This window comes from Falsigemmobacter faecalis (assembly GCF_003863335.1).
In the GTDB taxonomy this organism is placed as follows: Bacteria; Pseudomonadota; Alphaproteobacteria; order Rhodobacterales; family Rhodobacteraceae; genus Wagnerdoeblera; species Wagnerdoeblera faecalis.
The window spans coordinates 1-14,564 of sequence record NZ_RRAZ01000022.1; the positions used below are offsets into that span (position 1 = coordinate 1).

General features: G+C 63.4%; 10 protein-coding genes. 3 read left to right on the forward strand and 7 right to left on the reverse strand.

Annotation, left to right across the window (positions count from 1 at the left end; all coding sequences use genetic code 11):
• Positions 1 to 83: 83 nt before the first annotated feature.
• Together parE and EG244_RS14240 are read right to left on the reverse strand one after the other, a co-directional pair.
• The gene (gene parE, locus EG244_RS14235; RefSeq protein WP_124965660.1) at positions 84 to 2,042 is read right to left on the reverse strand and encodes a DNA topoisomerase IV subunit B; all 1,959 of its coding nucleotides are present in this window, start codon (positions 2,040 to 2,042) and stop codon (positions 84 to 86) included.
• A gap of 136 nt (positions 2,043 to 2,178) precedes the next feature.
• Positions 2,179 to 2,838, reverse strand: coding sequence for a glutathione S-transferase family protein (locus tag EG244_RS14240; protein ID WP_124965661.1), 660 nt, complete (start codon positions 2,836 to 2,838; stop codon positions 2,179 to 2,181).
• 143 nt (positions 2,839 to 2,981) lie between these two features.
• Between EG244_RS14240 and EG244_RS14245 the strand changes: the two genes are divergently transcribed.
• From EG244_RS14245 to EG244_RS14255, 3 genes are all read left to right on the forward strand, one after another.
• On the forward strand, positions 2,982 to 4,730 hold the full coding sequence (locus EG244_RS14245; protein WP_124965662.1) for a LuxR C-terminal-related transcriptional regulator: 1,749 nt from the start codon (positions 2,982 to 2,984) through the stop codon (positions 4,728 to 4,730).
• A 1,274-nt stretch (positions 4,731 to 6,004) separates the two neighbouring features.
• Complete coding sequence (locus tag EG244_RS14250; RefSeq protein ID WP_124965663.1) at positions 6,005 to 7,345, forward strand: M23 family metallopeptidase; 1,341 nt, start codon at positions 6,005 to 6,007, stop codon at positions 7,343 to 7,345.
• Positions 7,335 to 7,814: a bactofilin family protein gene (locus tag EG244_RS14255; RefSeq protein WP_124965664.1), complete on the forward strand. Its 480-nt coding sequence runs from the start codon at positions 7,335 to 7,337 to the stop codon at positions 7,812 to 7,814. Before EG244_RS14250 ends, EG244_RS14255 begins: the two co-directional genes overlap by 11 nt.
• 56 nt (positions 7,815 to 7,870) lie before the next feature.
• Here EG244_RS14255 and EG244_RS14260 read toward each other — a convergent pair whose 3' ends face one another.
• The 5 genes from EG244_RS14260 to EG244_RS14280 form a co-directional block, all read right to left on the reverse strand.
• Positions 7,871 to 8,644, reverse strand: coding sequence for a DUF2189 domain-containing protein (locus EG244_RS14260; protein WP_124965665.1), 774 nt, complete (start codon positions 8,642 to 8,644; stop codon positions 7,871 to 7,873).
• 170 nt (positions 8,645 to 8,814) lie between these two features.
• The gene (gene prfB / locus EG244_RS14265; RefSeq protein ID WP_124965666.1) at positions 8,815 to 9,942 is read right to left on the reverse strand and encodes a peptide chain release factor 2; all 1,128 of its coding nucleotides are present in this window, start codon (positions 9,940 to 9,942) and stop codon (positions 8,815 to 8,817) included.
• Between the two features lie 111 nt (positions 9,943 to 10,053).
• Complete coding sequence (locus tag EG244_RS14270) at positions 10,054 to 12,594, reverse strand: penicillin-binding protein 1A (protein ID WP_124965667.1); 2,541 nt, start codon at positions 12,592 to 12,594, stop codon at positions 10,054 to 10,056.
• 109 nt (positions 12,595 to 12,703) lie between these two features.
• Positions 12,704 to 13,792 carry a PA0069 family radical SAM protein gene (locus EG244_RS14275; protein ID WP_124965668.1) on the reverse strand — a complete coding sequence of 363 codons (1,089 nt, stop codon included), beginning with the start codon at positions 13,790 to 13,792 and terminating at the stop codon, positions 12,704 to 12,706.
• 179 nt (positions 13,793 to 13,971) lie between these two features.
• Positions 13,972 to 14,550: a retropepsin-like aspartic protease family protein gene (locus EG244_RS14280; protein WP_124965669.1), complete on the reverse strand. Its 579-nt coding sequence runs from the start codon at positions 14,548 to 14,550 to the stop codon at positions 13,972 to 13,974.
• Positions 14,551 to 14,564: the final 14 nt, after the last annotated feature.

Below are 14,564 nucleotides of genomic sequence, written 5' to 3' on the forward strand. Positions count from 1 at the left end.
CAAAACGGAGCTTGACTTATGAGCACCCAATAGAGAAGCCCCGCCGGATCGGGCGGGGCTTTGACAGGCAGCCTCAGAAAGCCTCAGACGTCGACATCTTCGGCATCCACGAAGCGGGCGTTTTCCTGGATATACTGGAAGCGCAGCTCGGGCTTTTTGCCCATCAGGCGCTCGACCAGATCACCGGTCTCGCCCGGTGCGTCTTCATCGATCGTCACCCGGATCAGCTGGCGGGTGGCCGGGCTCATGGTGGTCTCTTTCAGGTCCTTGGCGTCCATTTCACCAAGACCCTTAAAGCGGCTCACCTCGATCTTGCCTTTACCCCCGAGGCCCTTTTTGATCCATTCGTCCTTCTCGGCCTCATTGCCGCAATAGACGCGGCGCGCGCCCTGCGTCAGCCGGAACAGCGGCGGACAGGCGAGATAGAGGTGGCCCTTGTCGATCAGCGGGCGCATCTGCGTGAAGAAAAACGTCATCAACAGCGAAGCGATATGCGCGCCGTCAACATCCGCATCCGTCATGATAACGATCTTGTCGTAGCGCAGATCTTCGGTGTTGAACTTCGATCCCATCTGCACGCCAAGCGCCTGACAAAGATCGCTGATCTCCTGGTTGGAACCCATTTTGGCCCCGGCAGCACCCAGCACGTTCAGGATTTTGCCGCGGATCGGCATGACACCCTGCTTGTGGCGGTCCCGCGCCATTTTGGCCGAGCCGCCCGCCGAGTCGCCCTCGACGATAAAGAGTTCCGTGCCTTCGCGGTTGGTGGCCGAGCAATCGACCAGCTTGCCCGGCAGGCGCAGACGCTTGGTCGCCGATTTGCGCTGCGTCTCTTTTTCCTGTCGGCGGCGCAGACGTTCCTCGGCGCGCAGGATCAGGAAGTCCATGATCGCGCCCGCCGATTTCGGATCCGCTGCCAGCCAGTTGTCGAAGTGATCGCGCACCGCGCCCTCGACCCATTTCGCGGCCTCTTCGGTCGAGAGGCGGTCTTTGGTCTGCCCGACGAAGCTCGGCTCACGGATGAAGATCGACAACAGCGCACAGCCGCCCGTCATCAGATCATCGCGGGTGATCAGATCGGCTTTGCGGTTCTTGATCAGTTCGCCATAGGCGCGAACCCCCTTATAAATCGCGGCCCAGAAGCCCGATTCATGGGTGCCGCCATCCGGGGTCGGAACGGTATTGGTATAGGAATGGATGAAGCCGTCGCGCATCGGCGTCCAGTTCACCGCCCATTCGACCGAGCCCGGAACGCCATATTTCTCCTCAAAGGAGATTTTGCCCGAGAAGGGTTTCTCGGCATAGGTCATGGTATTGCCCATGGTCTCGCCGAGATATTGCGCGAGGCCCCCGGGGTAATGGAAGGTCGCCTCCAGCGGGGTCTCGCCGTCATTCACGGCCGTTTTCCAGCGGATCTCCACGCCCGAGAACAGATAGGCCTTCGAGCGCACCAGTTTGTAAAGCCGCGCGGGCTTCATATGCTGGCTGCCGAAGATCTCGGGATCTGCGTGGAAGGTGACCGAGGTGCCGCGGCGGTTCGGGGCGGAGCCCACTTTCGCCACCGGGCCCTTCGGCTTGCCGCGGCTGAATTCCTGCACGTAAAGTTCGCGGTTCCGCGCCACTTCCACCCGCATCAGATCCGAAAGCGCGTTGACCACCGAAGAGCCCACGCCGTTCAGACCGCCCGAGGTCGAATAGGCTTTGTTCGAGAATTTTCCGCCCGCGTGCAGCGTGCAGAGGATCACTTCCAGTGCGGATTTGCCGGGAAACTTCGGGTGCGGATCGACCGGAATGCCGCGCCCGTTGTCGCGCACGGTGACCGAGCCGTCTTCATGAAGCTCCACCTCAATGCGGCTGGCGTGGCCGGCCACGGCCTCATCCATCGAGTTATCGAGGATTTCCGCCACCATATGGTGCAGCGCGCGTTCATCCGTGCCGCCGATATACATGCCCGGGCGCTTGCGGACCGCCTCAAGGCCCTCGAGCACCTCGATGGAGGAGGCGTCATAGGTCTCGGGCTGTTGGTTCAGAAGGTCGGACATAAATACCCTGCACGCTCAAAGTGTTTCTCAGGCTCGCAATAGACCACTCCGCGCCGCCGCTCGCAAGGTCGCTTACCGCCGAAAGCGGCCCGCCCGCGCCGCGACCATGCGGCGCGGGCGGATCATTGCGCGCCAGTCACGCGGGCTCGGCGGCGCGGTCGGCCATGACTTTCACAAAAGCCGGGCGGCTTTGCGCGCGGGCCAGCCAGTCGGAGAGGCGCGGGTATTCGGCCAGCAGCTCCGTCGCGGTCTGCGCATAGCGCACGCATTCCGCCAGCATGATATCCGCCACGGTGAAGCGGTCCCCCAGCAGCCAGTCGCGCCCTTCAAGCCCCGCCTCAATCAGCGCAAAAGGACGGCGCAGCGCGGCCACATCGGCCTGCACCGCCGGATCCTTCATCGCCGCCTCATAGCCCATGAGGGTCACCGCTTTGGTGATCCTGAGGCCCGCATCCTCAACCGCAGTGCCGCCCACAAAGCCCCACTGCAGCGCCATGGCCTCTTCCTGCGGGGTCCGGGGGGCAAGATCGCCGCCATAGACCCGCGCCAGATACCAGGCGATCGCCAGCGATTCCGTCATCATCAGATCACCGTCCTGCAGCGCCGGAACCAGCCCCTGGGCGTTGACCGCCAGAAACTCCGGCGAGGCGGTGTTCAGCGGCGCGCCCGCTGCCCGCGGCTCCGCCAGCCGATAGGCCTGGATCACCGGGATCTGCTCAAAGGCCACATCCGCCTCATAAAGCACCCAAAGCGGGCGCGTTGCACGCGAACGTGCCACTCCGTAAAGCCGGATCATCTTTCTTCTCTCCCTGTTGACGCCGTGCCCTTGCCCCCCGGAATAGGCCGGGGTCTCTGACCATATACCTAAGATGGATTGTCAGCGGGGGGCATGGCGGGCAGTCTTGATATATCACCAGTGGCAACAGGCGTAGTTGGATCATGGATGAAGCGGGAGGTCTACCACGGGCAGAGGCACTCTCAGGCGATATCCTGCATGCGCTTTATGATCTGGCCGCACGACCCGAGCGGCTGCAGCGGTTTCTGGAAATCTGGGAGGCATGGGCCGCCCCGCAGCGGCTTTTGCCGCCGGCCGCGCAGTCCTGGCCGCTCGCCCATATCGCCCTGGCGCTGGAGCTGATGGAGCGTGGCAGCCGGGCTGAACAGACTTTTGGTGCGGGCTCGGTGCTTGATCTTTATCCCGGCGTCGCAACTTTCCTGGCTGATGGCGGTCCCCGGATCGCGAAGGTTAATCAGGCGGCCACCGGCGCGCTGTCGCTCTGCGACGGGGCGGAGCTGTCACGTCTGCCGCTCGACATACCGGATCTCAACAAGCTCCGGCAGATGATCCGCCTGGTCGCAGAGGGGCGGATGGAGGGGCCGATGACGCTGCGCCTGCGCCATCAGGGCAACGGCGGGCTGCTGATCTGCCGCATCGCGGTGTCGCCGGTGCCGGCCTTTCCGCCCATGGCGCTTATCGTGACCTCAGAGCTGAACTGGACCGAGGAGTGCAGCCGCACCCTGCGGGCCGCTTTTGGCCTGTCGCCCGCAGAGGTGGATATCACCCGCTCGATCTGCCGCGGCCAGAGCCTTGCAGAAGTGGCCGCGCAGCGCGGCCGCTCGGCAGAGACGGTGCGCACACAGCTGCGCACGGTCCTGACCAAGACCGAGACCCACGGCCAAAGCGATCTGGTGCGCGTCGCCCTGACACTGCTGCAGGGCGCGCATCTGCCCAAAGCCCCCCTGCCTGAGGCGCAAAGCCGTCCCTCTCGGGCGGGAGTCAGCCGGATTGAGACCTCTGTTCTGCGGCTGCCGGGCGGACGGCGGCTGGACTATCTGGAATTCGGCACCCCCGAGGGATCACCGCTTCTGTTTTTGCATTCCGACTGGGGGCTTGCGCGCTGGCCCGCACGGGCCGAAGCTGCCGCCGCGGCGCGCGGTCTGCGGGTGATTGTGCCGTTCCGGGAAGGCTATGGGGCAAGCAGCCTGCTGCCGGGCAGCGTCAACCAGCTCGACGGGGTCACCGCAGATCTTTCGGCGCTGCTGGACCATCTCGGGGTGCCCGAGGCGATGGTGCTCAGCCTTGGGGGCGATCTGCGCTTTGCGCTGAACCTTGCCGGGCGCCGCCCCGATCTGGTGACCGCAATCTTAGGTGCCGCCCCGCTTTTGCCCTTCCATGAGGCGACAGACTGGAGGGCCCTCACCGGATGGCCGCGCTGGCTGAGAGCCAATGCGCGCTTCACGCCGGATCTGATGCCGCTGTTGACCCGCGCCATGCTGGCCGCCTCTCCGGCGCACGCGGGCGTGATCGAGACCCTCCTGACCGCCCAGGGCCCCGATCAGATCGCCGCCACCGACCGGGAGATGCGCAGCGCCCTGCAGGCGGGACTTCTGCAGACCCTTCTGCGTCCGCAAAAAGGCCGCTCCGGCGCGCTGGCGCGGGGGATTTTGGCCACTGAGGCGGACTGGAGCGGCCTTCTGGCGCAGAGCGTGGTGCCGCTGCATCTCCTTCACGGCACCGCAGATCCCTTTGCCCCGCCGGACACGTTCAGCCATCCCCTGCGGCGCGGAAACCCGGTTGCGATCCAAAGCCTGCCGGAGGCCGGGCATCTCCTCATGCTCACGCATTGGCACGTCATTCTGACGAAGCTGGACAGCATAATGCGCGCTCATACCGATCGTGCGGAGTGAAGCTTCCGCCAGATCAACGCAGAAAGCCGCCGATTTCAGGCAAGAGCGCGCTGAAAATTGCCGATTATACCCCGAATGGGGTATGTCCCTCCCGCACATCTGCGGCAAAGTGACACTATAGAGCCAAGAACTTCGCCAGCATCATTCATCAAGATATTTGCATAGCAGGGGTGGCGGGAATTTGTTCCCGTCACCCTTTTTTAGTGCCGGATCGCCAGAAAATTCCGGCCTGAACATACCGCATACTGCGAAATTTTACCCTGAACCGGGTATGTGACACCTGACACCAGAAGATAGGCTGTAACTGTCGGCAATCTTTGTTTGGTAACCAGTGGCAGCTTTATTGAACAGGACGGCGGTCCCACCCCAGGGGACCGCCGTTTTTCGTGGTCTTTGGCCCCTGCGATCTCCCCGCGCTGCCGCTGGGGCCATGTTGGGGCGCAGCCGCCTGAAAGCTGCGGAGACCGGCAGTTGAAGTGTTCATGATGTGTGGCAGGCGCGAAGTGAGCGCAGTCCGGCAGTCCCCCGCAGTCCGCCCCCCCCCCCCGCGCGGTGGATGCGCCGCGTCTCATTCTCCGCGCTGCGCCCCCCCTGATCGCCCTGCCCGGCTGAGATATCCACACCGCTCTGCGTGGCCCTCGCCTGGTGCCTTCACGGATCTGGAACGGCTCACCCTCGATCTGCACGGAAGCCTTCTCTCGTTTTTCAAATCTCCGATGCCGCCCGACATTCAGGACGACGGGTGAAGGCCGTGCAGGACGGTTGGCTACGCGCTGAATGCGCCCTGCCTGTCAGCAAAGCATGCTGCGGGCGCCGTCTCCGGTCACGGTGGCAATCCCCCATCGAGCGACAAGTGAGGCGACACCGGACTGTACGAGGTAAAGTCCATCGGTTGCTGTCTCTGTCGCGCGGGCCTGATCTTCCCCCCTCCGGTTCGCCCTACAGCAGCGGGCAGGATCAGGCCCGCGCGTCATATGTCTTCGTCGAAAGCCCCCCGCTGACCAGGAGCGCCTGCCCAACACAAAACAGATTGCGCACCAATCCGCATCGCCCACAGCGACGCCCCAATCGCCCCACAACCTGCACTTGCATCGGCGGGTTCCTGCCGGAATCGGCAGCATCCCGCCCCCGCTGCGCCGCTGCGACCCTAAAGCGGTTGCGCCAGGGCGGACCGGGCGGGTAAATCTTTGCCGGGGAGAGGTCATGCCGCAGGCGGCAGGCCGGGACGGAACCGGGCGCGGCACCAGCGCCTGTCAGACGGAGACAGCCGGCCAATGCCGCAACGCCTTTTGCAACGGGTGAACCATGCCCTCGAGCACCGGTTCCCTGAACAACGGCTTTTCCTGAAGTCGGACCGCGACACGCGGTTCATTCGGTTTCGCCCGCTGACGCAGGCTGCGATGCTGGCGGTCTCGGTCGCGGCGGTGGGCTGGATGATTGCTGCCACCTCCATTGTGATGATTGACCACCTGAGCGCCGGCAATGCCCGCGAACAGGTCGAACGCTCGGTCGCAGATCTGGAGCGCCGTCTCGACAGCCTCTCGCGGGAACGCGATGAGCGCGCGCTTGAAGCGATCCGCGCGCAGGAACGCTTCAACCAGGCGCTCTCCAAAGTCTCAGAGATGCAAAGCCTGCTGCTGGCCAGCGAAGACCGCCGCAAAGAGGTTGAGACCGGGCTTGATGTGGTGCAGCACACCCTGCGCCGCACCCTGCGCGAACGTGATGCGGCCCGCACCGAAGTTACCGAGCTGCAGACCGATCTGGTGGCCCGGGGCGGCGATGGTGTGCCCGAAAAAGACCGCGCCCGCGAGACAGAGGCCACGCTGGATATGCTGGCCTCGACGCTCTCCTCCACCGCGCTGCAGCGCGACCTGATGGTCAGCACCGCCGAAGAAGCCCGCAGCGATGTGCGCGCCGTGGCGGATGAAAAGAAAAAGCTTGAGCAGCGCAACGATCAGATTTTCCGCCGGCTCGAAGAGGCGGTCACCGTCTCGATGGAGCCTTTGAATAAAATGTTCCGCAATGCGGGGCTGAAGCCTGACGATGTGCTGCGCTCGATCCGATCGGGTTACTCGGGACAGGGCGGCCCTTTAGGGGCACTCCGGATCTCGACGCGCGGCCATGAGATTTCGGAGGATGAAGACCGGGCCAACGCCATCCTTGAGGGGCTGGACCGGATGGCGCTTTATAAGATTGCCGCTTCAAAACTGCCCTTCGCCATGCCGGTCAGAAGCAATTTCCGCTTCACCTCGCCCTTCGGCTTCCGGCGTGACCCCAAGGGTGCGGGGCGGCGGATGCATTCGGGCACGGATTTCGCCGGACCGCGCGGCACCCCGATCAACGCAGCCGGAGACGGCACGGTGGTCAAAGCGGGCTGGCAGGGTGGCTATGGCAACACCGTGGTGATCCGCCACGCCTTTGGCGTCGAGACGCTCTATGCGCATATGTCCCAAATCCGGGTTAAATCCGGACAAACAGTCTCGCGCGGGGATAGAATCGGTGATATGGGCAGTACTGGGCGGTCTACCGGCAACCATTTGCATTACGAAGTGCATGTGAACGGACGACCCACAAATCCGATGACTTACATCAAGGCAGCGAGTGATGTTTTCTAAATCCAGGATTAATGAGCCCGGCCCCAAGTCGACCGAGCCTGAGAAGAAATCGACCGATATGGCTGCCAGCGGCGCTCCCCAGACGAATTATTCCGGCGGCGCTCCGCGCACAAAGCCGGCAGCTTCCATTCTTTCCGCCGATCTGACGGTGGTGGGCAATCTGAAAACCACCGGCGATATTCAGGTCGAAGGCGTGGTTGAGGGCGATATCCGCGCCCATCTGCTGACCGTGGGCGAAAGCGCCACGATCCGTGGTGAGATCGTGGCGGATGACATCGTCATCAACGGCCGCGTCATCGGCCGCGTGCGTGGTCTGAAAGTGCGGCTGACCTCGACGGCGCGGGTTGAGGGCGACATCGTCCACAAAACCATCGCCATCGAAAGCGGTGCGCATTTCGAAGGCTCGGTACAGCGTCAGGATGACCCGCTGCAAACCGGCGTCAGCGGCTCGGGCTTCGTCCCCGGCTGATCCGGAACATCGGCTCTCAAAAGCCCCCCTGCCACCGGCACGGGGGCTTTTTGCTGTCACGGCAGCGCGCGGCGGTAAAGATGCCAGCTCGCATGGCCCAGCCAGGGCAGCACGACAAAAAGGCCCAGAAACCCCGGCAGCATGGCGCAGAAGACCAGCACCGCGATCAAAAGCCCCCAGGCGGTCATCACCCCCGGATTGGCCTTCACCACATCCAGTGAGGTGAGCATGGCGGTGACAAAATCCACCTCCCGATCCAGAAGCAGCGGCAGCGCCACCACCGTCAGGCTGTAGAGCAGCCAGGCAAAGACCGCCCCCGCCAGGGTGCCAAAGCCCAGCATGGCCAACCCCTCAGGGCTGAGGAAAACCTCAAAGGAGCTGGAGATATTGGTCATCACCTTCGTCCCCAGAAACAGCGCAAAGACGACATGCGACAGGAAGTTCCAGAACAGAAAATATACCACAATCACCGCAGCGATGGAGGGAAGCTGCCGGTTGCGCTGCGCGAAGATCACCCCCAGAACGCCACCCCAGCTCAGCGCCTCGCCCTGCGACAGGCGGCGGCTGACCTCATATAGCCCGACGGCGATGAAGGGCCCGAGCAGCGGAAAGCCAAAGCTTGCGGGGATGGTCCACCAGATCCGCCCGGTGAGGGTGAGCGCGGCCAGCAAAAACCAGCCCCCCGCCACCCAGAAACTCGCGAAGAAAATCCCGTAAAGCGGCGCAGCCCTCAGGTCGCGCCAGCCCTCTGCCAGGGCCGCGCGCAGATCCGCGGTGGTGAGCTTTGCTGGCTTTGGCAGCTTTGAGGCTGCCGGCAGTGACACAGTCATTCTTCTCTCCCCGTCCTGTCGAAGAGAGCGTGCCACAGGCGGAACGCGGGGAAAATATATATCCGTGGCGGAGATTTAGCGGGCAGCCACCCTGCCCAGGATCTGAGAAAGCCCCGCCGGTCAACGGCGGGGCTTTTGCAACCCGGACGGCCTGAAAACGGCCCGTCAGATCAATCGTCGCCCTGAGCCTCAGCGCGGCTTTTGCCCACCACGTCCTGCGCCAGAGTGGCGGCCATGAACTGGTCCAGATCGCCGTCAAGCACCCCTTGGGTGTCCGAGGTTTCCACCCCGGTGCGCAGATCTTTCACCATCTGATAGGGCTGCAGCACATAGGACCGGATCTGGTTGCCCCAGCCCGCATCGCCCTTGGAGGCGTGCTGCGCGTTCACAGCCGCGTTCCGGCGGTCAAGCTCCATCTGATAAAGACGGGCCTTCAGCGCGTTCATCGCCGCTTCGCGGTTCTGGTGCTGCGACTTCATCGAGGAGGTCACGACGATATTGGTCGGCAGGTGGGTGATCCGAACGGCCGAGTCGGTGGTGTTGACGTGCTGACCACCGGCCCCCGACGAGCGGTAGGTATCGATGCGGATCTCATTGTCGGGGATCACGATCTCGATGTTGTCATCGACCACCGGATAGACCCAGACCGAGGAGAACGAGGTGTGACGCCGCGCCGCCGAATCGAAGGGCGAGATGCGGACCAGACGGTGCACACCCGATTCCGACTTCAGCCAGCCATAGGCATTATGGCCCGTGATCTTATAAGCAACCGAGCGGATGCCTGCTTCTTCGCCTGCGGTCTCCGACTGCTGCTCGACCGTATAGCCCTTTTTCTCGGCCCAGCGGACATACATCCGCGCCAGAATAGAGGCCCAGTCGCAGCTTTCCGTGCCACCGGCACCGGCGTTGATCTCAAGGAAGGTGTCGTTGCTGTCGGCCTCACCGTCCAGCAGCGCCTCAAGCTCTTTTTCGGCGGCATCTTTGACGAGGTCTTTCAGCGAGGCTTCCGCCTCGCGGATGATCTCATCATCGCCTTCCATCTCGCCCAGTTCGATCAGCTCGACATTGTCTTTCAGACCGGCTTCGATGCGTTTGTAAGTCCCGACGGCATCAATCAGCGCCTGACGCGAGCGCATCAGTTTCTGGGCCTTGGCGGGATCGTTCCACAGGTCCGGAGCTTCGATCAGAGCGTCGAATTCCTCCAGACGATGCGGAGCAGTTTCCCAGTCCATCCGCTGCGCCAGAAGCTTCAGCGATTTCTCGATGGCAGAGACATGGTTCTGAGTTTCGGCGCGCACAGGGTTCTTCCACAACGAAAAGGTCAGGCCCCGAAATACACCATCGGAGCCTGAGAGCAAGCGTTTCAGATGCCGCAAGCCCGGGGATCTGCCCCGCAGGCGGCACCTCGATTAATAAAGGCCGCCCGAAGAAACGGTTCCGAAATCGGCCTTTTTCGGGATCGCCCGGGTCTCGCCGGTGGCGGTGGTCATGGTGGTGGTATCGCTGCCGTCGCTTTCACCATAGGCAAAGAGCGGCAGGTTCGAGCCCATGGCAAAGCCACCGTCCACAAAAGAGCCAAAGCCGTAAAGATCTTCCTGGCCTTCGCGGAAATATTCCGAGATCACATTCTCACCGCTGGCGCTGTCATCCAGACGCATGCCGGTGTGACGGTCGATCTTCACCCAATAGCCGCCCGGCGGCACTTTGAATTTACCGCTGCCGTATTTCTTCACGGCTTCGCGCATGAAGGCCTGGAAGACCGGGCCGCACATGCCGCCGCCCGAGGCCGAGCCCAGGCTGCGCGGGGTGTCATAGCCGATATAGCAGCCCGCCGCGATATTGGAGGTATAGCCCACGAACCAGACGTCTTTTGCGTCATTGGTGGTGCCGGTTTTCCCCGCCACCGGTGCGCCGACCGAAATGCCGCGACCGGTGCCGCGCTGAACCACCCCCTCCATCATGGAGGTCAGCTGATAGGCGGTGATCGGATCCATCACCCGCTCACGCTGCGCGTCAATCGTCGGCACCTGACCCCGGGTCAGCGTGGCCACCGAGCAGTTTTCGCATTTGCGCTGGTCGTGGCGATAGATCGTGCGGCCCCAGCGGTCCTGCACCCGGTCGACAAGCGTCGGCTCGACCCGCTCACCGCCATTGGCGAACATGGCATAGGCCGCGACCATCTTGGCCAGCGTCGTCTCTTCCGAGCCGAGCGAGTTCGACAGGAAGTGGCCCATATTCTTATAAACGCCAAAGCGTTCGGCATATTCGGCCACGACATCCATGCCGATTTCCTGCGCGATCCGCACGGTCATCAGGTTGCGCGACTGCTCAATCCCGGTCCGCACCGGAGTGGGGCCGTAAAAGCGGTTCGAGGCGTTCCTCGGCTTCCAGAGGCCCTGGGGCGTGTTCACCTCAATCGGGGCATCGACCACGATGGTGGCCGGGCTGAAGCCGTTATCAAGGGCCGCCGCATAGACAAAGGGCTTGAAGCTGGAGCCGGGCTGACGCTGCGCCTGGGTGGCGCGGTTAAACACCGTGTCCTGATAGGAAAAGCCGCCCTGCATTGAGATCACGCGGCCGTTGTTCACGTCCATCGCCATAAAGGCGCCCTGGATCTCCGGCACCTGCCGCAGCGACCAGCGCTGGAAAGCGCCGTCCTTGGTCACCGCGCGCACGAGGACGATATCGCCAACCTCCAGCAGATCCGCAGGCACCTTGGCTTTGGCACCCAGGCGACCGTTTTCCAGGCGCTTACGGGCCCAGGTCACATCCGCGGCCGGGATCTCATGATCGACCCCCTCCTGGCCCTCAATACCGATGCGGGCCGTGTTGCGGGTCAACTCCAGCACAACCGCCGGGAACCAGCCCTCAACATCGCGGGGCAGCTCCAGCTTGCCAAGCGCCTCACGCCAGGCGGCTTCCGAGCCAAGCTGAGCCTCCTCAAGCTTTTTGCGGGTGCCGCGCCAGATACCAAGGCCACGGTCATATTTCTCAAGCCCGTCGCGCAGCGCCTTGGCGGCGACTTCCTGCAGTTCGGGATCCACGGTGGCGCGGATGGTCAGACCACCGCCGAAAAACTCTTTTTCGCCAAAGCTCGACGAGAGCTGACGGCGGATCTCATCGGTGAAGTAATCGCGCGGCGGCAGCGCCTGGCGGAAAGAGACGTAATCGCCGCCCTGCACCGTGCGCAGCGGCGCAGCGGCCGCCTGATCGTGCTGCTCGCGCGTGATATAGCCGTCTTCCATCATCCGGCGCAGCACATAGGCGCGCCGCTCCAGCAGCCGCTCACGGCCACGGACGGGGTGGAAGTTCGAAGGCTGCGTCGGCAATGAGGCCAGCACCGCCGCCTCTTCGATCGAAAGCGCATGCAGCGGTTTGTTGAAATAGGTCTGCGCCGCCGCCGCCACCCCATAAGAGTTCTGCCCGAGGAAGATCTCATTGAGGTAAAGCTCAAGGATCTTGTCCTTCGACAGCGTCTCCTCAATCCGGGTGGCAAGGATCAGCTCTTTGATCTTGCGCTCGCCGGTTTTCTCACCGCCGAGAAGGAAGTTCTTCATCACCTGCTGGGTGATGGTCGAGGCGCCGCGCACACGCTGGCCCCGCGTCATGACCGCTTCGACCAAAGCCGCCGCCATGCCTTTGGCATCATAGCCTTTGTGGGTGTAGAAGTTCTGATCTTCTGCCGCGACAAAGGCCTGTTTCACGATCGGCGGCACATCCTCAATGGGGACGTAAAGACGACGCTCATGGGCGAATTCATCAATGATCTGCCCCTCAGTGGAATAGATCCGGCTGATGGTCGCGGGCGTATACTGCGCCAGCGATTCATGGCTCGGCAGATCGCGCGAATAGAACCACAGGACCCCCCCCACGGCGAGCACGCCGATCAGGCTGCCAAGCGTCAGGAATGTGAAAATCGCCCCGAAGAACGAGGTAATGAATCTGATCACGCCGCAGAGTCCCTTGTGGTCCGAGTCTCCCCTTTACACGGCCCCCCGGCCCTGGTCAAAGCAAGCCCGCGTCAAAGTCGCGCGACCGGCAGCCCTCAGCGCGCCGGACTTAGAAAAAACTCAACTGATCGCCGGGCCTGGGCGGCGGGCGAAACCCCTCAAGGCTGAGAGGGATCGGGCTGCGATCATAGCCCAGCCGGGTTAAGGCAAGCTTTATGCGCGCCTTCAAAAGATCCGCCCAAAGCCCCTGCCCGCCCATCCTGCGGCCAAATTCAGGGTCATAATCGCGCCCGCCATGCATCTCGCGGACGCGGTTCATCACATGGGCGGCGCGGTCGGGATAATGATGCGCCAGCCAGTCCTGAAACAGCCCCGAGACCTCACGCGGCAAGCGCAGCGGAATGCAGGTCGCCCGGCGCGCCCCGGCCTTATAAGCCGCCTCCAGGATGGCCTCGGCCTCGTGATCACTGAGGCCAGGCACGAGGGGCGACATCATCAGCCGCACCGGGATCCCCGCCTCAGAAAGCCTGCGGATCATGTCCAGCCGCCGCGCGGGCGGCGGGCAGCGCGGCTCCATCCGCCGCGCCAGATCGGGATCAAGCGTGGTCAGCGAAATCCCCACCCCTGCCTGCCCCCGCGCCGCCATCTCCGCGAGCAGATCAATATCGCGCTCAATGAGCGTCCCCTTGGTGGTCACGGCCACCGGATGGTGAAAGTCTGACAGCACCTGCAGGATCTGCCGCATCAGGCCGTAGCGCGCCTCAATCGGCTGATAGGGATCGGTATTGGTGCCAAGAGCGATCACACCCGGTTTATAAGATTTCGCCCGCAGCTCTTTCGCCAGAACTTCGGCGATGCCGGGTCGCGCGATCAGCCGGGTTTCAAAATCAAGGCCCGGCGAGAGCCCCAGAAAAGCATGGCTGGGCCGCGCGAAGCAATAGACACAGCCATGCTCACAGCCGCGATAGGGGTTGACCGAGCGGTCAAAGGGCAGATCGGGCGAGCGGTTAAAACTGAGGGCCGAGCGCGGCACCTCTTCGCGCACCTCGGTGCGCAGCAGGCGCTCGTCCTCGGGGATGTCCCAGCCGTCCTCAAACCGCTCACGCGTCTGCCGCTCAAAGCGCCCGACGGCGTTTGAGGCGGTGCCCCGCGCCCGCAGGCGCAGATGGGCTGGCAGAGTGGGATCCGGATCAGACATCGAACATGTCTGGAACATTTCACGAACAGAATCAAGTCACACAGGCGTTAGCGCCCGGTCCCGGCCCCATGGCATGGACTGGTGCGTCAATCGGTGCCCGGTCTGCGCAACCCGTCCAGTGGCCCAGGGGCTCAGGGGCTCAGGGGCTCAGGGGCTCAGGGGCTCAGGGGCTCAGGGGCTCAGTGAGTAAGGATCAGCCGGTCGCGGGCAATCTCAACCCGGGAAAAACGGTTCAGAAACTCCATCCCCAGAAGAGACACCCCCAAAGGCCCATCCCCGACCGAGGCCTGCAGATCGCCCATCGCCTGCCCCTCAAGGGTGACATTGCGCAAAGTAATCTGCGCGGTGCGGATGATGCCATTGGCGGTCCGCGCCTGCCCCAGGAAGGCGAGTTTTGAGCGCTCGATATTCAGCCTGTCGGTATCGCGGTCGGATAGCACGATGCTGCTCGCGCCGGTATCGACCATGAAGCGCACCGGCACCCCGTCCACGGCCAGCGCCAGATAGTAATGCCCGTCACCGCTGCGCTTAATCTCAAGCTGCCGCGCCTCGCCGCTGACCAGGGCCTGCTGGCTGCCAAAGTTGATGTCTTTGACCAGCCCGTAGCCCGCCGCCAGCCCGCCGAAAATCATCACCCAGGCCAGGGCCTGACGGGTGAACTGACCAAAGCGGCCCCGCGCCTCCACCAGTGCCCAGCCGCCAAGCGCGCCGAGCAGAAGGACGAGATAAATCAGCCGCCCGAGATTGTCTTCAAACATCTGGCCTTCCCTCA